At 70.7% G+C, this 17744-nt stretch carries 21 protein-coding genes and 1 tRNA gene; 13 read left to right on the top strand and 9 right to left on the bottom strand.

Annotated elements, in window-relative coordinates:
* The first annotated feature begins 114 nt into the window (after positions 1–114).
* Positions 115–825: a FadR/GntR family transcriptional regulator gene (locus ID574_RS26805; protein ID WP_188191723.1), complete on the top strand. Its 711-nt coding sequence runs from the start codon at positions 115–117 to the stop codon at positions 823–825.
* 228 nt (positions 826–1053) lie between these two features.
* Here ID574_RS26805 and ID574_RS26800 read toward each other — a convergent pair whose 3' ends face one another.
* A complete protein-coding gene (locus tag ID574_RS26800; RefSeq protein ID WP_188191722.1) occupies positions 1054–1641 on the bottom strand; it encodes an HD domain-containing protein in 588 nt (195 codons plus the stop codon).
* A gap of 47 nt (positions 1642–1688) precedes the next feature.
* Here ID574_RS26800 and ID574_RS26795 point away from each other — a divergent pair, with 47 nt between their 5' ends.
* The 3 genes from ID574_RS26795 to ID574_RS26785 all read left to right on the top strand — a co-directional run bounded on the left by ID574_RS26795 (position 1689) and on the right by ID574_RS26785 (position 3473).
* A complete protein-coding gene (locus ID574_RS26795; RefSeq protein WP_188191721.1) occupies positions 1689–2549 on the top strand; it encodes a DUF4429 domain-containing protein in 861 nt (286 codons plus the stop codon).
* Between the two features lie 17 nt (positions 2550–2566).
* Positions 2567–2995 carry a nucleoside deaminase gene (locus ID574_RS26790; protein ID WP_188191720.1) on the top strand — a complete coding sequence of 143 codons (429 nt, stop codon included), beginning with the start codon at positions 2567–2569 and terminating at the stop codon, positions 2993–2995.
* A gap of 166 nt (positions 2996–3161) precedes the next feature.
* On the top strand, positions 3162–3473 hold the full coding sequence (locus ID574_RS26785) for a hypothetical protein (protein ID WP_188191719.1): 312 nt from the start codon (positions 3162–3164) through the stop codon (positions 3471–3473).
* A gap of 77 nt (positions 3474–3550) precedes the next feature.
* Here the strand turns inward: ID574_RS26785 and ID574_RS26780 are convergent, their stop codons facing one another.
* Together ID574_RS26780 and ID574_RS26775 are read right to left on the bottom strand one after the other, a co-directional pair.
* Complete coding sequence (locus ID574_RS26780; protein ID WP_188191718.1) at positions 3551–4495, bottom strand: sugar kinase; 945 nt, start codon at positions 4493–4495, stop codon at positions 3551–3553.
* Positions 4492–5259 (bottom strand): IclR family transcriptional regulator, encoded by a 768-nt coding sequence (locus tag ID574_RS26775; RefSeq protein WP_188191717.1) that lies wholly within the window; start codon positions 5257–5259, stop codon positions 4492–4494. Before ID574_RS26775 ends, ID574_RS26780 begins: the two co-directional genes overlap by 4 nt.
* A gap of 111 nt (positions 5260–5370) precedes the next feature.
* On the opposite strand from ID574_RS26775, the gene ID574_RS26770 reads away from it, so the two are divergent.
* Genes ID574_RS26770 through ID574_RS26760 form a run of 3 tightly spaced genes read left to right on the top strand, consistent with a single transcriptional unit; the run spans position 5371 to position 8329 of the window.
* Positions 5371–6621, top strand: coding sequence for an extracellular solute-binding protein (locus ID574_RS26770; RefSeq protein ID WP_223167087.1), 1251 nt, complete (start codon positions 5371–5373; stop codon positions 6619–6621).
* Positions 6618–7514 carry a carbohydrate ABC transporter permease gene (locus ID574_RS26765; RefSeq protein WP_223167086.1) on the top strand — a complete coding sequence of 299 codons (897 nt, stop codon included), beginning with the start codon at positions 6618–6620 and terminating at the stop codon, positions 7512–7514. The genes ID574_RS26770 and ID574_RS26765 overlap by 4 nt, the downstream gene beginning before the upstream one ends.
* Complete coding sequence (locus tag ID574_RS26760; protein WP_188191715.1) at positions 7511–8329, top strand: carbohydrate ABC transporter permease; 819 nt, start codon at positions 7511–7513, stop codon at positions 8327–8329. Before ID574_RS26765 ends, ID574_RS26760 begins: the two co-directional genes overlap by 4 nt.
* A 50-nt stretch (positions 8330–8379) precedes the next feature.
* Here the strand turns inward: ID574_RS26760 and ID574_RS26755 are convergent.
* The 3 genes from ID574_RS26755 to ID574_RS26745 all read right to left on the bottom strand — a co-directional run bounded on the left by ID574_RS26755 (position 8380) and on the right by ID574_RS26745 (position 10063).
* Positions 8380–8453, bottom strand: a tRNA-Lys gene (locus tag ID574_RS26755).
* A 43-nt stretch (positions 8454–8496) separates the two neighbouring features.
* Entirely contained in the window at positions 8497–9423 is a 927-nt protein-coding gene (locus tag ID574_RS26750; RefSeq protein WP_188191714.1) for a nucleoside hydrolase, read from the bottom strand.
* Positions 9424–9673: 250 nt separating this feature from the next.
* A complete protein-coding gene (locus ID574_RS26745) occupies positions 9674–10063 on the bottom strand; it encodes an OsmC family protein (RefSeq protein WP_188191713.1) in 390 nt (129 codons plus the stop codon).
* Between the two features lie 107 nt (positions 10064–10170).
* Here ID574_RS26745 and ID574_RS26740 point away from each other — a divergent pair, with 107 nt between their 5' ends.
* Together ID574_RS26740 and ID574_RS26735 are read left to right on the top strand one after the other, a co-directional pair.
* Positions 10171–10872: a ferredoxin reductase domain-containing protein gene (locus ID574_RS26740; RefSeq protein ID WP_188191712.1), complete on the top strand. Its 702-nt coding sequence runs from the start codon at positions 10171–10173 to the stop codon at positions 10870–10872.
* A gap of 113 nt (positions 10873–10985) precedes the next feature.
* Positions 10986–11717 (top strand): FAD:protein FMN transferase, encoded by a 732-nt coding sequence (locus tag ID574_RS26735; RefSeq protein WP_188191711.1) that lies wholly within the window; start codon positions 10986–10988, stop codon positions 11715–11717.
* Here the strand turns inward: ID574_RS26735 and ID574_RS26730 are convergent.
* On the bottom strand, positions 11714–11983 hold the full coding sequence (locus ID574_RS26730) for a hypothetical protein (RefSeq protein WP_188191710.1): 270 nt from the start codon (positions 11981–11983) through the stop codon (positions 11714–11716). The genes ID574_RS26735 and ID574_RS26730 overlap by 4 nt on opposite strands.
* Before the next feature lie 135 nt (positions 11984–12118).
* Between ID574_RS26730 and ID574_RS26725 the strand changes: the two genes are divergently transcribed.
* Both ID574_RS26725 and ID574_RS26720 read left to right on the top strand, forming a co-directional pair.
* Positions 12119–12499, top strand: coding sequence for a phage holin family protein (locus ID574_RS26725; protein ID WP_188191709.1), 381 nt, complete (start codon positions 12119–12121; stop codon positions 12497–12499).
* A 6-nt stretch (positions 12500–12505) separates the two neighbouring features.
* A complete protein-coding gene (locus ID574_RS26720) occupies positions 12506–13990 on the top strand; it encodes an aromatic amino acid ammonia-lyase (RefSeq protein ID WP_188191708.1) in 1485 nt (494 codons plus the stop codon).
* Between the two features lie 421 nt (positions 13991–14411).
* On the opposite strand, the gene ID574_RS26715 is transcribed toward ID574_RS26720, so the two are convergent.
* Positions 14412–15401, bottom strand: coding sequence for a LacI family DNA-binding transcriptional regulator (locus ID574_RS26715; protein ID WP_188191707.1), 990 nt, complete (start codon positions 15399–15401; stop codon positions 14412–14414).
* Between the two features lie 271 nt (positions 15402–15672).
* Here ID574_RS26715 and ID574_RS26710 point away from each other — a divergent pair, with 271 nt between their 5' ends.
* Both ID574_RS26710 and ID574_RS26705 read left to right on the top strand, forming a co-directional pair.
* On the top strand, positions 15673–16539 hold the full coding sequence (locus tag ID574_RS26710) for an amidohydrolase family protein (protein WP_223167085.1): 867 nt from the start codon (positions 15673–15675) through the stop codon (positions 16537–16539).
* Positions 16536–17069 (top strand): cysteine dioxygenase, encoded by a 534-nt coding sequence (locus tag ID574_RS26705; protein ID WP_188191706.1) that lies wholly within the window; start codon positions 16536–16538, stop codon positions 17067–17069. The genes ID574_RS26710 and ID574_RS26705 overlap by 4 nt, the downstream gene beginning before the upstream one ends.
* Before the next feature lie 16 nt (positions 17070–17085).
* On the opposite strand, the gene ID574_RS26700 is transcribed toward ID574_RS26705, so the two are convergent.
* Positions 17086–17742 (bottom strand): hypothetical protein, encoded by a 657-nt coding sequence (locus ID574_RS26700; protein WP_188191705.1) that lies wholly within the window; start codon positions 17740–17742, stop codon positions 17086–17088.
* Between the last annotated feature and the right edge of the window lie 2 nt (positions 17743–17744).

Raw genomic sequence — 17744 nt, 5'->3', positions numbered from 1 at the left:
TAGGACGTGGGACATCCCATGTCCTACCTTGTACGTAAGTGGACGCTAGATCCCCCGCCCGCTTGTGGTCAACAGAAGATTTCAGGATTGTTACCTACGACGAAAGGATCCTTCATGACCGCAGTCCCGCGCCCGGCGCGGCCCAGCCGTGCCCTCGAGGCCCAGCAGGGCGTCAAGGACCTGATCGTCCGGCGCGGGCTGGTGGCCGGGGACCCGCTGCCCACCGAGTCCGAGCTCATGGAAGAGCTCCAGGTGAGCCGCAACTCGATCAGGGAGGCGCTCAAGGCTCTGCAGGCGGTCGGCATCGTCGACATCCGCCACGGCTTCGGCATGTTCGTGGGCCGCATGTCGCTGGCCGGGCTGGTGGACGAGCTGGCCTTCCACAGCCGCATCACCATGCAGAACGGCAAGAACCACCTCACCCACCTCGTCGAGATCCGCGAGGTCCTGGAGCGCGGCCTCGTCCAGCGCCTCATCGACCTCGGGCCGGAGGCCGACCTGACGCCGGTGGCCGACGTCATCGCCCGGATGGACGCCGAGGCCGAGCGCGGGCTGGTCTCCCCCGAGACCGACCGCCTCTTCCACGACCTGCTCTACCGGCCGCTCGGAAACCCGCTCGTGGGGCAGCTCCTGGGGGCGTTCTGGGACGTCTACTACCAGCTGCGCGACCACCTGGGGACGCCGGACGAGCCGCCAGGGGACGTGGCCAAGCGGCATCGCGACATCTACACGGCCGTCCTGGCCGGGGACGGCCCGGCCGCGGCCGCCGCCGTCACGGCCCACTTCGACGGCGTACGCAACCGCCTCGCCCGGTTGAGAGGCTAGGGCCCGTCCACCCAACCTGCCACTCCGCCGCAGGCCGGCCACCCATGGTCCCGCCGACCCGACCGGCCGCCGACCGCTCCACGGCGACGATCGCTCCGGCCGCGGCCTCTTTCCGCAATTCGCCCCCCATGCGGATCCCCGCAGAAAGTGCGGCCCTCCCCAAGGATCACTTCGGTCGAAGACAGCGGGTGGCGGAGGGGCGGTCGTGACAAGGCGCGGAGGAGGAGCCTAGGAGGCGGGCCAGCGTTCGACACGTCTCCAGAGCCGGCGCCACTCCCCGTACCACTGCGCGAACCACGGATGGGCCCCGGCCAGCGGCATGATGTACGCGACGGTCTCCAGGTAGTAGCGCCGCTGGAACCGCCACGACGACATGCGCTGCAACTCCTGCACGTTGCTCGCCCGGTCGGCCAGCTTCACGAGCACGGCCTCCGGCGGCGCCTTGACGAGGGAGCCCATGTAGTCGCCCTTGGCCATGCCGCGAGGCTTGGTCACCCACCGCACGAGCTCCGCCACCCGTCCGCCGAACCGCCGCGCGATCTCCCCCTCGGTGCACGGAGTGTCCTCCAGCACGTCGTGCAGCACGATCGCCACCAGCACGTCCTGGTCGTGCACCTGGGCGCCGGCCACCGCCACCTCCAGCGCCTCCAGCAGATGCTCCAGGTACGGCCGCCCGGTCGGCCGCTGCTGCGCTCCGTGCCACCGGCGGGCGAACGCGACCGCCTCGCGCAGCACGTCCACCGTGGGCGCCGGGAGCGCCGCCGCCAGCGGCCCCTCCGCGTGCTTCCAGGACGGCCAGCTCGTGAAGATCTCCATCCCGCTCCTCTCGCTGCGATCGGGCGCGAGTGTCCTAGGCTGAGGATATGGCGGAGATCGCCGTCCCCGACGGCTCGTGGACGTTCAACGGCGACATCCTGCGCGTCGTGCCCGGCAGCGGCAAGGACGTGCACGAGTTACGCAAGACCCTGGGCGAGGTGGTGGTGCCGCGCGACGCGATCGCGGGGGTGGCGTTCGAGCCGGCCCGCCGGGGCGGGCACCTGCGGCTGCGGCTGCGCAAGGGGGCCGATCCGCTGTCCGACGTGGCGGCGGGCGCGCTGGGGGCGCCCGCGGACCCTTACCGGCTGGCGATCCCGAAGAACCGCGTGGGCGCCGCCGAATACTTCGCCGACGAGGTCCGCGACACGCTGACGGTCTACCAGACGCCGACCGGCCCCTGCGAGGACTACCTGTTGCCCGGCCCCGACGTGCCCATCACCGCCACGGCCGGCGACGGCACGGTGTTCTTCGACGGTGAGCGCGTACGCCTGGAGTGGACCGGATTCGCCGACGACAAGAAGGAGAAGGCGGGGCCGCAGGAATACTCGCTGTCGGACATCTCCGGCGTGGAGTGGAAGCCGCAGTCCGGCATGGGCTACGGTACACTGCGTTTCCGGATCAAGGGCGAGGGCCCGGCCAAGCCGCCGCAGAAGGACAAGCGCTGCGTGTCGTGGGGCATCCAGCGTTACGGCGGCACGACCGCCCTGGTCGGCGCGGCCGTGCTGGCCCGCATTCCGCGTGACGTGCCCGAGCTCCTTGCGCCCCCGCCGCCGGTCTCCGACGACGTGCACGACGCCGTCCTGCGCCGCCTGGCCGAGCTGGGCGAGCTGCACCGCTCGGGCGTGCTGACGGACGAGGAGTTCGCGCTGGCCAAGCAGGCCATGATCCGCCGCCTGCACGAATCGTGACCGCCCGAGGAGCGACGATGACCCGAGACGACGAGAAACTCCTGCGCCGCGCCATCGAACTGGCCGCGGAGGCCAGGGCCGGCGGCAATCCGCCGTTCGGCTCGCTGCTGGCGGGACCGGACGGCACCGTCCTGGCCGAGGAACGCAACTCCTCCCTCACCGACCGCGACATCACTGCGCACCCGGAGCTGAAGCTGGCCCGCTGGGCCGCCCGCGAGCTGGACCCGGCTACAGCGGCCGCCACCACGATGTACACGAGCTGCCAGCCCTGTCCCATGTGCCAGGGCGCGATCGCCCGCTCGGGCCTGGGCCGCGTCGTCTACGCCCTGTCCGGCGAGCAACTCGACGCCCTCAAGCCCCCGGGCACCGCCTTCGTCTACCCTCCGTCCGAGGGCCCGGCACTCTACGCCGAGGCCCGCGTGCCCGTCGAGGGTTACTACCGCTGAGCCCGCCTCAGACGGGAATGACCCCGGGGCAGGCGTGGGGTGGCGAACCAGTCGGGCTTGTGCTTGCGCAGCAACGCCTCGCCGTCCCGTCCTCGCCACGCAGGTACGCGGTCACCACGTCGCGGTACCGCTGACGGATGATCAGCGCCGGGTCGGCGAAGACCTCTTGCGCCAGGTCGAAGTCACGGTAGAAGCCGAGTCCGTCTTCTGCGTCGAAGATGACCGCGACCTGCTCGTCGCCGGTGAAGGGGAAATCGGCAGATCAGGCCGGGTCCACGACCCGTCCTTGCTGCCCGCGCGCTCATGGGAGTGCTGGCAGAAGGCGAGCATCTTCTCCTTCACCTCGTCGCCGGGCACGACGCCGCCGACCATGATCGTGCCAGGGGCGGCGAGCTGCACGATGCCTTCCGGGCCCATGTTCGAGCGGATCCGATACGTCAGCTCGGCGACATGGCGAAATCCATCAGCTCGCCCCTGAGGTCCCCGGCCCGCTCCATCAGATCCATGACACCCTCACCATCGTCGTTCTGGCGCCCAACGCATCGCCTGCTCTGATCAGCGGCTCACCCCGTCGGCGGGCCGCTGCAGGAGGCTCAGGTCGGCTCGCCGCGGCAGGCTCTCCCAGTCGCCCTGGGAGGTCACCGCGAACGCCCCCGCCGCGCACGCCGTGCTGAGCCGCTGCGCGGGCTCCGCCCCGGCCAGCCAGTCCGCCAGCCACCCGGCCGCGAACGCGTCCCCGGCCCCCACCGAGTCCACCTCGGTCACGTCGTACGGCTCCGCCCTCCGTACGACGCCGTCCGACAGCTCCATGGCGCCCTTCGCGCCGAACTTGACGAGCACGTGCCGCGGCCCCCGCGCGGCCAGCGCCTTGGCCAGCTCGACCGGCCCCTCGGCGTCGGCGATGAGCCGGCCCTCGGCCTCGGTCGCGAACAGCACGTCCACCAGCCCGACCGTCTCTCGCAGCCACGCGCCCGCCTCCTCGGGAGTCCACAGCGCCCTGCGGTAGTTGACGTCGAGCGAGACGGTCACGCCCGCGGCCCGCGCCTCGGCGATCGCGTGCCGCACGGCCTCGCGCGCGGAGGCGGACAGCGCGGGCGTGATCGCGGAGACGTGCAGGACGCGGGCCGACCTGATGAGCTCGGGGGCGAGGTCGGCGGCCGACAGCCGGGAGCCCGCGCTGTCCTTGCGGTAGTACCGCACGTCGATGAGGTCGGCGGTACGCCTGCCCTTGATCATCAGCCCGGTGGGCGCGTCGGGGTCGGGGATGGCACGCACGTCCACGCCCTCGCCGGCGAGGGTCGCCCGGATCAGGTCGCCGAACTCGTCGGCCCCCACCCTGCCGATCCAGGTCGCGCCGTGCCCGAGCCTGGCCACGCCGATCGCGACGTTCGACTCGGCGCCGCCGAGGCCCAGGTCGAAGTCGCGGGCGAAGCGCAGCGGCCCGGTGCGGCGGGCCGCGAACAGCGCCATGGTCTCACCGAAGGTGACGAGATCGGTCATCGGTTGGGGCTACCCAGCTTTCTCGAGATCCGCGCCGCCGCCCCGGCCACCAGCGGCCCCAGCTCGCGCACCCGCGCGGCGGTGATCCGCGAGGTGAGGCCGGAGACGGAGATGGCGGCGGCGACCGCGTCGTTGTGGTTGAAGATCGGCGCTGCCACGCAGCGCACTTCCGGTTCGTTCTCGCGGTCGTCCACGGCGTAGCCGCGGCGCCTGATGTGCGCCAGCTCGGCGCGGAGCCGGTCGTGGTCGATGATCGTGTGCTTGGTCCTGGGTTCGAGCGTCAGCTCCGCCACGGCGTCGTCGGGCTGCCAGGCCAGGATGGCCTTGCCGACCGCGGTGGAGTGGACGGGGCCGCGGCTGCCGATGCGCGAGGCCATGCGGACGTTGGCGTCGTTCTCCACCTTGTCGATGTAGACGACGTGCGGCGGGTCGTACACGACCAGGTGGACGGTCTCGCGCACCTCGCTCATCAGCCGGTGCGACTCCTCGGCCGCCACCGCGCGCAGGTCGAGTGTGGCGAGGTACGCCTGGCCGAGCCGCAGCGTGCCGTGACCCAGCCGGTACGCCCCCGTCCTGCGGTCGCGTTCGAGCAGCTTGGTCTCGAGGAGCGGCGCCGTCAGCCGCAGCACGGTGCTCTTGGGCAGCCCTGCCGCCTCGGCCAGCTGGGTGAGCGACAGGCCGGGGCGCTCGCGTACGTGGTCGAGCACGGCCAGCGCCCGCCTGAGCGAGGTGGACTGGTTGCGATCGGGCACGAGGGCCAACATACCGTGACGAAACGCGTATGCAACACGGCATTTTGCTGTGCAGAACAACCATTTACGAACCTTCCCGCCCGCTTGGACGGCTTCCTAATGTCTGCGGCCAGGAGGTTTACAGTGAAGTTTCTTTACTTGACTGCGGCCGGGACAGCATTGCTCGCGCTGGCCGCCTGCGCTCCCTCGACCGCCCCAGCGGGAGGAGGCGCCGACGAGAAGACCGGAACGCTGCGCGTGTGGCTCTTCGACGAGCCCAACCGCGCCCCGAAGGAGAAGGTCGTCAACGAGGCGATCAAGGAGTTCACCGCCGCGCACGCCGACGTGACGGTCGAGGTGACCTACATCCCGACCACGCCGGCCCGGCACGAGAAGTTCAAGGGCGCCTTCAACGACCCGGCGAGCTCGCCCGACGTCGCCGAGTACGGCAACACCGACCTCGCCGAGTACGCGGCCGCGGGCGGCTTCGCCGATCTCACCGCCGACCTGCAGGGTCAGGACATGACGCCCGACCTCCTCAAGTCGGCCGCGGTGGACGGCAAGCAGTACGGCCTGCCGTGGTTCATCGGCGTCCGCGCCCTCTACTACCGCACCGACGTCTTCGACGAGCTCGGACTCAAACCGCCGGCCTCGATCGGCGAGCTGACGGAGACCGCCCGCACGATCCGCAAGAAGAAGCCCGACCTTTACGGCATGGCCGTCGGCGGTGAGAACACCTTCGGCGCCCTGCCCTTCGTCTGGGACGCCGGCGGTGACATCACCTCGCTGGACTCGCCCGAGTCGCGCAAGGGCGTCAAGGCGTACACCGACCTGCTGACCGAGGAGATCTGCCCGCCGCAGGCGTGCGTGTCGCTCACCGGCGGCAAGACGGTCGAGCTGTTCGCCAGCGGCAAGGCGGCGATGGGCATCGGGGGCAACTTCAACCGCTCCGCGATGGACGCGGGCGCGGCGGCCGGCAAGTACGCGGTGGTGCCGCTGCCCGGCTCGGCCGAGGGCTCCATCGCTCCGGCCTTCGCCGGGGGCAACAACCTCGGCGTCATGAAGAACGCCAGGCACCGCACGCTCGCCGTGGACTTCGTGAAGCTGCTGGGCGGCAAGGCGTACCAGATGAAGATGTACGAGGCCATGGGCAACCTGCCGACGCTGACCTCGGCGCGCGAGGAGGTCGCGGCCAAGGATCCGTTCCTCAAGCCGTTTCTGGACACGGTCCCCAAGGGGACGAAGTTCGTGCCGATCGACCCCGCCTGGGTGAAGATCGACAACGGCAAGGTCATCCCGACGATGCTGCAGAAGATCGCCACCGGCCAGGCCACCGTGGAGGAGGCCACGACCGAGGCGGCCGCGGCCGTCAAGGCGGCCTTCGGACGCTCGTGACCGCTGTCCTCGTCAGGCGCCGTACGAAGGCGCGGCCCTGGCTCTACCTGCTGCCCGCGGCGGCCGTGCTCGTGCCCATGTTCGGCTACCCGGTGTACATGCTGGGCCTGCTGTCGGTCTTCGACTACCGGCAGGCCCAGGTCAGCGGCGGGCAGCCGAGCACGTTCGTCGGGTTCGGCAACTACGCGACGCTGCTCGGGGACGCCCGGTTCTGGGAGGTGCTGGCGCAGACCGTGGGATTCGCGGCCGCGCTCGTGGCCGCCACCCTGGCCGTGGGCGCGGCGCTGGCCGTGCTGATGACCAGAGTGAGCCCGGTGCCGAGGACGACGTTGTCGCTGGCCGCGCTGGGGGCGTGGGCAGCGCCGGCGATGACAGGCTCGACCGTGTGGATGTTCCTGTTCGACGCGGATCTCGGGCTGGTCAACCAGGTGCTCGGGCTGGACGGGTTCAACTGGTTCTACGACCGCTGGGTCACGTTCGGAGTGGTCGGCGCCACCATCGTGTGGCACTCGTTCCCGCTGGTCATGGTGACGCTCTACGCCGGCATCCAGGCCATCCCGGCGTCGGTGCTGGAGGCGGCGGCGCTCGACGGGGCCTCGGCCTGGGGCTCGTTCTGGAAGATCATCGTGCCGATGCTGCGGCCGCTGATCACCATCGTCGTCATCCAGTCGGTGATCTGGGACTTCAAGGTGTTCACGCAGATCTACGTGATGACCAACGGCGGCGGCGTCGCCGGGCAGAACACCGTGCTCAACGTGTACGCCTACCAGACCGCCTTCGGCTCCTCGGAATACGGCCTCGGCTCGGCCATCGCCGTCGTCATGACGCTCATCCTGCTGGCGATCACGCTGCTGTACATCCGCGCGCTCTACCGCAGCGGGGAGAAACTATGAGAAGACGCCTCCTGCCCAACACCGTGGCGCTGGTCGTCGCCTTCCTGACCGCGTTCCCGCTCTACTGGATGGTCCTGTCGGCGCTCAAGCCGAACGGCGAGATCCAGTCGCTCGACGTCAGGCCGTGGACCCTGCACCCCACGCTGGACAACTTCGTCCGGGTGCTGACCGGGGAGGGCTTCGGCCGTTACCTGCTCAACAGCGCGGGCGTGGCGCTGACCGTGGTCGTGCTCTCGGCCGGGGTCGCCTTCCTCGCCGCCGTGGCCGTGACCAGGTTCGCCTTCCGGCTCAGGACGACCGTGCTGATCATGTTCCTGATCGCGCAGATGGTGCCCGTGGAGGCGCTGACCATCCCGCTGTTCTTCGTCGTCAGGGACCTCGGGCTGCTCAACACGCTGGGCTCGCTGGTGGTGGTGCAGCTGGCGTTCACGCTGCCGTTCGCGATCTGGATGATGCGCGGTTTCGTCGCCGCCGTGCCGGAGGCGCTGGAGGAGGCGGCCATGATCGACGGCGCCGGGCGCGCGACCGTGCTGTGGCGCATCCTGTTCCCGCTGGTGGCACCCGGCCTCGTGGCCACCAGCGTCTTCTCCTTCATCACGGCGTGGAACGACTTCGTCTTCGCCAGGACCTTCATCATCTCCGCCAAGGACAACCAGACCCTGCCCGCGGCGCTGCTCGTCTTCTTCAAGCCGGACGAGAACGACTGGGGCGGCATCATGGCCGCCTCCACACTCATGACGATCCCGGTGCTGATCTTCTTCGTGGCGGTGCAGCGGCGGCTGGTCTCAGGACTGGGCGGCGCCGTGAAGGATTGACCTCCGGGAAACAGCGAAACCGCCTGGCGGACCAGGCGGTTTCCGGTGGGTGCGCCGCCAGGGACTCGAACCCCGGACCCGCTGATTAAGAGTCAGCTGCTCTGACCAACTGAGCTAGCGGCGCAACAGGTGTAACTGTATCAGTCGCCGAGCAGTGCCCGCACACATCAGCCGAGCCGGGCGGCCAGCCGCTCGTACGCCGCCATCACCAGATCCCAGAACCGCTTCACGTCCAGGGAGGTCGCCACCAGCGCGTTCGCCCGCCGGTCGCCGACCTCGAAGTCCGTCACGGTCATCCCCCGCGTGTAGAGGCCCGCCGTCTCCACGTTCACCACGGCGGGGACGCAGGTGAAGAGGGATGGATCCAGCACGTACGCCACCGCGCACGCGTCGTGGATGGCCGGCCCGTCGTCGGCCGTCACCGGCTTGTACGACTGCGCGGCCGGCACCAGCAGGTCCGCGAGCCTGCCGAGCGGCCACATCCGGTCCAGCACGCTCGACGTCACAACGGCGGACAACGTCACGTCGAGGCCCATCATCTTGACCGTCCACCCGGCCTCGAAGACGATCGCGGCCGCCTCCGGGTCGGCCAGCATGTTGAACTCGGCGGCCGGGTTGTGGTTGCCGCGCGTGTAGGAGCCGCCCATGATGACCAGGTCGCGGGCCCACTCGACGACGCGGGGCTCCTTGCGTACGGCGAGGGCGAGGTTCGTCAGCGGCCCCACGGCCACCAGGGTGATCTCACCCGGCGCGGCCCGCAGCGAATCCACGATGAAGTCGACCGCGTGCCCCTCGGAGACGCCGCGCTCCGGCGCGGGCAGCACCACGCCGCCGAGCCCGGTGGCCCCGTGCACGTGATCGGCCCGTACCGTGTGCCGGAGCAGGGCGCCCGCGCTCCCCGGGGTGACAGGCACGTCCCCGAGGTCGAGGAACTCCCTGAGCGCCAGTGCGTTCGCCGTGGTCAGGGGGAGGTCGACGTTGCCGCCCACCGTGGTGACGCCCACCACGTCCAGGGCGTCCTGTGACCCGGCGGCGAGGGCCAGGGCGAGCGCGTCGTCGATGCCGGGGTCGCAATCGATGAGAACCTTTTTCACAGAAACGGAGCTTACGCATGGATCGGGCCGGGCAGTTCCCCCAAAGCTGCCCGGCCCGATCGTTGGCGGTCCAGGCCGACGCTTTCCCCCAAAAACGTCGGCGGTCCCGCACTAGCGGCTCGCGGTCCCCCTCCGCGTCCGCTTCGGTGAAGGCCCTCGGTCAGTCGCCTGAGCTCCTGACCTGGTACAACGCTACCGAGACGAATGCAACGGTCGCGTCATAACGGGGTCGAATATCTGTTTAATCCGACTACGGAAGCTTCAACCGAACCTCAGTTCCCTCCTCCAGGGACCGCCCCACCGTGCAGTACTTCTCGTGCACCCGCCCGGCCACCGCGCGGAACACCTCGCCGGCCTCCTCCGACGGCAGCTCCACGTCGTAGGTGATCGTCACCGGGCCCAGCTTGTTCGGCTCGACCTTCTCCGCCTCGACCGTCATGGCCAGCCTGACCAGCCGGTGCCCCCGCTTGGCGGTCAGCGGCTCGACGGTCACGATGTTGCACCCGCCCAGCGCGGCCAGCAGCAACTCCACCGGCGTGAACACGCCGTCCTCCTGACCGCCCATCCGCACCTCGGCCCCACGGGCGTTCACCGCCCGGAATCCGCCGTCATCAGTCCGCTCAACCCGCACATCAGCCATGTCAGGACCCTATCCACCCGCCCGTCTCCCGGTGCGGGCGGCCTGTCTTAGCAGATTCCTCGGAAGTACTCAGGAAGCTTTAATGTTCGCTCAGGATCGTGGACGACATGGCTAGCGAGGCGAATGCGAATCACGGTCCCATCCTCTTCTGGTGCGGTGTCGCGGTTGCCGAGTTCGGCGCCATCCAGCCAGGTCTCGGCCACCCGTGGACGCCGACCGCGTACGCGGCCGCGGGTCTGCTCGTGGCGCTGGGCTTCATCAGCGTCAAGGCCGCCGAATACCTGCGCACCGAAGAAGCCAGGCAAAAGCTTCGGCTCGGCGGCTACCTGGCCGGGGCGCTGCTGGTGGCACACCAGTTCACCTCGACCGCTTACGTGACGAACCTCTGGCAGGCCGGCGCGCTCGTCACCTACGCGACGGCGGCCGTGATGGCGGTGTGGAGCCACAAGATCCCCCACCCGACCAAGGGTTCGCTGCTGATCGCCACCGGCCTGGACCCGGCCGCCCTGCGGGCCCGCCTGGCCGGCGCCGCGGACACGGTCGCGATCTACCGTGCCGAGCGGGCCACCGACGAGCTCCGCGACCTGGAGGCCAGATACGGGCTCATCCTCGTCCTGGGCGAGGAGCACGACCCGAGGGTCAAGGAGCGGGTGAGCGCGTCCGGCCTGAGACGTGAGATTCCCGACATCGCCGAGCGCGACGTGGTGGTGGCCGGTCCGCGGCAGTTCAAGAGGTACGTCGGCGGCGCTCTGTCACGACTCGCCATCCCAAAGTCACAGATTCATTTCAAATCCATACCAAAAGTTTAGCCTGACATTACGCGACATCTGGGACGGTGGGTCGCGGACAAGGAGGCAAGGTGACGAGTTTCCCCAGAACCGCTCTTTTCCCTGGAACGCGTCGACTCGAAATGATCTCGGGCATGCCGGTTACTGTTGACATCCGGACGGCTCTCCCCGTCCGTGAGCTGACGCCCCTGCTGGAAGACGCGTTCTCGTGGCTGAGATGGGTGGCCGACACCTTCAGCCCCGCCAAAGAGGACAGCCAGATCGGCCGGCTCAACCGCGGCCAGACGATCAGGCAGATCCCGGAGCTCATCGAGGTCCTGCACCGCTGCGACGAGCTCAGTGAGGCCACGGGCGGCTGGTTCGAGGCCCGCCGCGACGGCGTCATCGACCCGTCCGGCTACATCAAGGGATGGGCGCTGGAGCGCCTGTCACGTGCCCTGTCCCAGGCAGGCGCGGTCGACCACCGGATCACCGCGGGCAACGACATCCGGGTACGCGGCTCGGCCGCCCCCGGAAAGCGCTGGCGCATCGGTATCAGGGACCCGCGCAAGGACGTGGTCCGCAAGGTCGTCTTCGCCAACGACCTCGGCATCGCCACCTCGGGCGCCGCCCCCATCGTCAACCCGCGCACGGGCCGGGTGCAGGACGGCCTCAGCTTCGTCACGGTGATCGGCCCCGACCTCGGCCTGGCCGACGCGTACGCCACCGCCATCTACGCCATGGGCCCGATCCTGGCCCGCCGCTTCGCCGCCGACCTGGCCGAGTCCGGCCCGTACCAGACCATGATCGTCGGGCGCGACGGCCAGGAGGTGAGCACGCCCGGCTTCATCGAGTACAGCGGCGCCGAGGCCCGGCTCGCCGGCTAGGCGTCGGGGTGTTTGCGCAGGTACTCGATATAGACCGGGCGCAGCGCCTCCCCCAGATCGCCTTCCCCGGCCGCGATGGCGTCGCTCAGCAGAGCGGACACCCTGGTGAGGTCGGCGTCGGTCTCGTGACCGGTGGCGGCCTCGGCGGCCGGGATCACCTTCAACAGGTCCCACAGGAACCCCAGATCGCCGTGACGCACGGCGTATCGCACCGCCCGATCGTGCAACTCGTGCGCCGGCAACTCCTCGAGCCCGTTCGCATCCATCTCACTCCCTCCCCTTGCACGCCTCTTCCCCGCGTATGGGGGCCGATAACCGGTGACTACGAACGGTGACGGCCGGGCATCGTACTGACTGCGCCCCTATCGCAGCGCCGCGCCCAAGTGGGAGGATCAAGCAGCGTGAGATTCATCATCAGAACCATCGCGGCGGCGGCGGCCCTCTGGGTCGCCGTGCAGTTCATCGATGGCATCGAGGTCAACGCCCCCACCAACTCGGCCAGATACTGGGGCATCCTGCTCCTCGTGGCGCTGATCTTCGGCCTCGTGAACGCGATCGTCAAGCCCATCGTGAAGGCGCTCGGGTGCGCGATCATCGCCTTGACCCTGGGCCTGTTCCTACTCGTGATCAACGCGGCCATGCTGCTGCTGACCAGCTGGATCGCGGGAGAGCTCGACATCCCCTTCCACGTCGACAACTTCTACCCGGCCGCGTTCTGGGGCGCCATCGTCGTCAGCGTGGTGAGCTGGCTGCTGGGGCTGTTCATCCCCGACAAAGACTGACCTTCCATGGTGCTGCTCGACGGCGCCGGACTGACCTGCGCGGAGGTCCACGCGGCCGCGTACGACGGGGCCCGGGTCACGATCGCCTCGCTGGATCGGGCCCGGGCCGCGTGGATCACCGCCCAGGAGCTGACGGGTCCGGTGTACGGGCGCACCACCGGCCTGGGCGCCAACAGGAACGTCCTGGTCGAGGCCCCGGGTCTCGACGTGCTCCGCAGCCACGCGATCGGCGCCGGGCCGCCGATCGAGCCCGCCCGCGCCCGGGCCATGCTCGTGGTCCGGCTCAACCAGCTCCTCGTGGGCGGCTCCGGCCTCGACCCGGCCCTGCTGCCGGTGCTGGCCGACGCGATCAACGACGGCTTCACCCCGCCGGTCCGCACCTACGGCGCCATCGGCACCGGCGACCTCACGGCCCTGGCCACCACCGCCCTGTGCCTCCTCGGCGAACTCCCCTGGCACCACGACCCCTCCCTGGCCGTCCCGGACGAGCAGAACGATCCCGCGCCCCCACCACCCGTGTTCCCTGAGGAACCTCCGGCCCGTGGGGAAGGATTCGCTGAGAAACCCCCGGCCCATGGAGAAGGCGCCGCGCCAGACGCCCGCTCCCCTCGGGGTGAGCCCGCCCCCGGGCCGCGCTTTCCCCTCTCCTCAGGCGACGCGTTGCCGTTCATCAGCTCGGGGGCGGCCACGCTGGCAGACGCCGCGATCGCCTGCCACCGCCTCCGCCTGCTCTTCGAGACCGCCATCGACGTCGCCGCCCGGTCGTTCACCGCCGTCGGGGCCTCGGCCGAGCCGCTGGCCGCCACCGTGCAGGAAGCCCGCCCTCATCCCGGCCAGGCCGCCGTCGCCGCACGCCTGCGCGGCCTGCTCGCCAGGGAACAGGCCACCAGGATCCAGGACCCGTACGGCTTCCGCGCCTTCGCCCAGGTGCACGGCGCGGCCGTGGACGCCCTCGACCGCGCCAGCGCCACCGTCGAGACCGACCTCAACGCCGCCACCGAGAACCCCCTCATCGCCGGCTCCCTGGCCTGGCACAACGGCAACTTCCACGCCGCCCCCGTGGCGCTGGCGCTGGACGCCCTGCGCGCCGCCGTCGCCCAGACGGCCCAGCTGAGCACGGCCCGCCTGGCGTCCCTCATGGACCCGGCCTACACCGGCCGCCACCCGTTCCTCGCCAACCGGCCCGGCGCCTCGGGGGTTCTGATCCTCGAGTACGTCGCCCAGGACGCCCTTGCCGAGCTGCGCCACCTCGCGAACCCGGTGACGTCCGGGACGGCGGTGATCTCTTTGGGCGTCGAGGACCACGCCTCCTTCGCGACCCAGGCCGCCCGCCACGCCCTGAGGTGCCTGGAGCCGCTGGAAATCATCCTGTCCTGTGAGCTGGCGGCTGCGACCCGCGCCCTCCACCCGCCGCCTCCCGACCGCCCCTTGACCGACGACCTGGCAGCCGCCCACCACACCGTGACCCACCCCACCAACCACACCCCCTGACTACCTCCGCCCTCACGCTCCACGCCACAGGACGACCCGCACCACCCAACCCAGACGACGCGCCCGCGCTCGACGACGGCACGGTCTGCCTCGACCCGCATCACCGCACGTCCCGCGCCGCCCACCCCGGGCGACGCGCCACACGACCCCAGCAGCAGCCGCCCTTGTCCGCGCTCGGCCTGGGCCGCCCATCGACTCACGCCGCCCGCCCAGACGACGCTCACACCACCCCGGGCAGCAGCGCCGCCATTCGCCCACGGAACCCGCCGGGAAGCCGACCCGAGTCGGACAGGGATCTGGGCGCGAGGGTCCGGGCCGGACAGCTGGTGCCCAGTGCTCCGCCCGCCGTACCGGGCGGAGCGCCGGCCGGGCCCGAGGCCGGAAGCGGGCCGGACCCGAGGCCGGAAGCGGGCCGGGCGGGTCAGGAGATGCGGGCGACCGAGCCGCGTTCTCTGAGGGTGGGGGCCTGGATGATGCGGCGGCGGCGGGTGGCGCCGTCGGCGGCGGCCGAGATGAGACGCACCGCCGCACGCACGATCCCGTCGATGTCCCAGTCGACCGTCGTGAGGCCCGGCGTGAGCAGGCCCGACATCGGGTGATCGTCGTAGCCCATCACGGACACGTCCCCGGGGATCGACAGCCCCAGCTCCTGGGCCGCCGCGTAGACGCCGTACGCGATGGAGTCGGCGAAGCAGAAGACGGCGCTCGGCTTGTCGGCGGCGAGTATGTCACGGGCGGCCGAGGCGGCCCCGGCCAGGCCGTGCGGCGCGGTGACGACGTCGATGTCGAGCCCCAGGCGCTCGGCCTCGGCCGTGACGTGCACGTCGGCGGGCCGGTCAGGCGTGCTGGCCCGGGTCGAGGTGAGCACGGCCACCCTGCGGTGCCCCAGGGCCTGCAGGTGCTCCAGCGCCAGCGTCACCCCGCGCCGGTTGTCGAAGACCACCTCGCCGGCCGTCCCCGCCAGCGAGTCGCCGATGGCGACCACCGGCAGCGACTCGCACAGCTCTTTCCAGAACGCGGCCGACGGGTCGAGCGGCTGGACGATCATGCCGTCGACGCGCTGGTCGCGCAGCTGCTGGGCCAAGGCCCGCTCCCTGGCCGGGTCGCCGACCGCGTCGAGGATGAGGGCGTAGCGGTCTTTCTCCCGCAGGCCCCTGCTGATGCCGACCGCCAGCGACTGCTGCCACAGGTCTTCGAGCGAGCCGCAGAGCAGCCCGATCATGCCGGTGCGCCCGCTGGCCAGGGCTCTGGCGATGGGGTCGGCCTCGTAGCCGAGCTCGGCCGCCGCGGCGCGCACCCGCTCCATCGTCTCCTCGGACACCTGCAGGCCGCGCAGGGCGTAGGAGACAGCCGCCGGTGACAAGCCGGTGGCCTGGGCCACCTCACGGATCGTGGCTCGCTTACGAGGCATTCCGCCAGCCTATTGCGTGGCACCGACAGAATCGGATTTCCCGTCATGGGCTTGTCGCTTTTGTCTCCTTACGGTGAAGGCATGTTCATCAGCTTGCATCCCGTCGTTCCCCGTGTCGAACGGCAGCACCGGCTGATCGGGGAGCTCCGGGCGAGCCGTTGACATATCCTGAGTGAAGCGGTTCACTGAACCGCATCACTGAAGCGGTTCACGACCACAGGTTCGCTGGGTGAGGGGTTTACCTGCAATACTAGTCGGAAATGAGGGGAGGGTGACCGTGGCCATCGACGTGCATCAGCATCTGTGGACCGGCTCGTTCGTCGACGCGCTGCGGGCCCGCACCTCCCCGCCGCGCCTCGACGGGTGGACGCTGATCCTCGAGGGCGAGCCGCCGTACGAGGTCAATCCGGCCGACCACGAGCACAGAGACACCACGGGGCTGGAGCTGGCGCTGGTGTCGCTGTCGAGCCCGCTGGGCATCGAGTTCCTGCCGCCCGAGGAGTGCTGGCCGCTGCTCGACGCCTACCACGAGGGCGCTCTGGCGCTGGGCGAGCCGTTCGGCGCCTGGGCGGCCACCTGCCACAGCGAGCCCGACCCCGAGCGCCTGGCCAAGGACCTTGATCGCGGGTTCATCGGTTTGCAGGTCCCGGCGAACGCCGTGCCCGACGACCGGCTGCTCGACGTGCTCACCGAGCGCGATCTGCCGCTGTTCGTGCACCCGGGTCCGGCCGCGGCCGCGCCGGGCATGCCGCCGTGGTGGCCGGCGCTGGTGCCGTACGTGCAGCAGATGCACGCCGCGTGGCACCACTTCCACGCCGTCGTCCGGCCCAAGCACCCGCGGCTGCGCGTGTGCTTCGCACTGCTGGCGGGCCTGGCACCGCTGCACTCCGAGCGCCTGATCGCCCGGGGCGGCCCCGGCCGCGGCCTGGTCGACAGGAACGTCTTCGTGGAGACCTCCTCCTACGGCCCGCGCGCGATCGACGCCGTCGTCCGCGAGCTGGGCATCGACGTCGTCGTCAACGGCTCGGACGCCCCCTACGCCACCGCGCCGGACCCGGGGCTCGGCGCGGCGGCCGCCCACGCGATCCGCGTCACCAATCCCCGTCGCCTACTAGCAAGAGAGGAGCCTCGTACATGAGCACCAAGCAGACCCAGGGCGGGGACACGTGTGCCCGGCTCCCCGAACGCACGCTCGACCGGCGCGAGCTGCGCGACCTGGTGGATCAGCTGGCCGCCCGCCCCGAGGAGTGGCGCGACCTCGTGGACTTCCCCGAGGACGGCGGGCGGCACTACGCCTCGCTGCACCGCGACGCGTACGTCGACGTCTGGGTGCTGTGCTGGCGTCCCCAGGACGACACGGGCTGGCACGACCACGACATCTCCTCCGGCGCGGTGCACGTGGTCCAGGGCGCGCTCCTGGAGTGCAACCCGCGCATCGGCGGCGAGCACCTGGAGACCGTGGTGTCGGAGGGGCAGTCGTTCTCGTTCGGTCCCGACCACATCCACCGGCTGACCGGCGCGGTCGACCGGAGCGTCTCCATCCACGCCTACTCGCCGCCGCTGTGGCGGCTGGGTCAGTACTCGATCGACGACACCGGCGTCATGCGCCGCGTCTCGGTGAGCTACGCCGACGAGCTCAGGCCACTGGACGACGCCGTCGTGGCGTAGCGCGCTTCGTTGCGCGCTATCGGCGGGCCGGCCTGAGCACGCAGCAGCTTCCGCAGGGCTCGACGTCGGGCAGCGTGATCCACAGGCAGCAGGTCCTGCGGAAGTAGCCGTCGTCCGCGGGCTCCACCAGCCCGTCGACCGGCGGGCCGATCTCTTTCAGCAGCGCCATGTAGTCGCCGGGCACGATGGCCGTCAACGGGTGGGCGAACGCCTCCGCCGTGGACCCCCACAGCGTCCGCTCGCCCACCTTGGCCAGCGTGTTGATCGCCTTGACCAGCGGCTCCTGCGTCTCGGCCAGCACCTCGCGGATCGCCCCCGCGCCGGAGCCCCAGCTCACGCGCGTGGCGGCGATCGTCACCCCGGCGTCGGAGGGCTTAAAGTACGTCTCGGCCGGGCGCATGACCGGCACCCGCCCGTCCAGCGCCCAGCCCAGAGCCATCGGCAGCGTGTGCCAGTACGCGAAGGTCTTCCAGAACAGCGCCGCGCCGACGTGGTGCGGGGCGTTCCAGCGCCCGGCCGTCTCGGCGATCAGCCCGTTCAGCAGCGTGTACGGCTCCCGCGTCAGCTCCGGCACGGGAGTCCAGCTCGCGTCCGGCTCGATGACGAGGCCGGGCTCCACCCCGATCACCCCGCCGCGCCCGTCGGCCATGCGCCGGAGCGCCTCGGTCAGCACGC

Source organism: Nonomuraea sp. SYSU D8015, assembly GCF_008065375.1.
GTDB lineage: Bacteria > Actinomycetota > Actinomycetes > Streptosporangiales > Streptosporangiaceae > Nonomuraea.
This window is presented reverse-complemented; position numbering and strand designations above follow the sequence as displayed.

What these genes read in the sequence shown, in the direction of transcription:
- ID574_RS26745 (WP_188191713.1), bottom strand. Translation starts at nt 10,063, where the DNA reads ATGGCTGATGTGCGGGTTGAGCGGACTGATGACGGCGGATTCCGGGCG.
- ID574_RS26775 (WP_188191717.1), bottom strand. Translation starts at nt 5,259, where the DNA reads ATGTTGGCCCTCGTGCCCGATCGCAACCAGTCCACCTCGCTCAGGCGG.
- ID574_RS26800 (WP_188191722.1), bottom strand. Translation starts at nt 1,641, where the DNA reads ATGGAGATCTTCACGAGCTGGCCGTCCTGGAAGCACGCGGAGGGGCCG.
- ID574_RS26730 (WP_188191710.1), bottom strand. Translation starts at nt 11,983, where the DNA reads ATGGATGCGAACGGGCTCGAGGAGTTGCCGGCGCACGAGTTGCACGAT.
- ID574_RS26780 (WP_188191718.1), bottom strand. Translation starts at nt 4,495, where the DNA reads ATGACCGATCTCGTCACCTTCGGTGAGACCATGGCGCTGTTCGCGGCC.
- ID574_RS26735 (WP_188191711.1), top strand. Translation starts at nt 10,986, where the DNA reads ATGCCGGTTACTGTTGACATCCGGACGGCTCTCCCCGTCCGTGAGCTG.
- ID574_RS26790 (WP_188191720.1), top strand. Translation starts at nt 2,567, where the DNA reads ATGACCCGAGACGACGAGAAACTCCTGCGCCGCGCCATCGAACTGGCC.
- ID574_RS26720 (WP_188191708.1), top strand. Translation starts at nt 12,506, where the DNA reads ATGGTGCTGCTCGACGGCGCCGGACTGACCTGCGCGGAGGTCCACGCG.
- ID574_RS26795 (WP_188191721.1), top strand. Translation starts at nt 1,689, where the DNA reads ATGGCGGAGATCGCCGTCCCCGACGGCTCGTGGACGTTCAACGGCGAC.
- ID574_RS26715 (WP_188191707.1), bottom strand. Translation starts at nt 15,401, where the DNA reads ATGCCTCGTAAGCGAGCCACGATCCGTGAGGTGGCCCAGGCCACCGGC.
- ID574_RS26705 (WP_188191706.1), top strand. Translation starts at nt 16,536, where the DNA reads ATGAGCACCAAGCAGACCCAGGGCGGGGACACGTGTGCCCGGCTCCCC.
- ID574_RS26760 (WP_188191715.1), top strand. Translation starts at nt 7,511, where the DNA reads ATGAGAAGACGCCTCCTGCCCAACACCGTGGCGCTGGTCGTCGCCTTC.
- ID574_RS26740 (WP_188191712.1), top strand. Translation starts at nt 10,171, where the DNA reads ATGGCTAGCGAGGCGAATGCGAATCACGGTCCCATCCTCTTCTGGTGC.
- ID574_RS26805 (WP_188191723.1), top strand. Translation starts at nt 115, where the DNA reads ATGACCGCAGTCCCGCGCCCGGCGCGGCCCAGCCGTGCCCTCGAGGCC.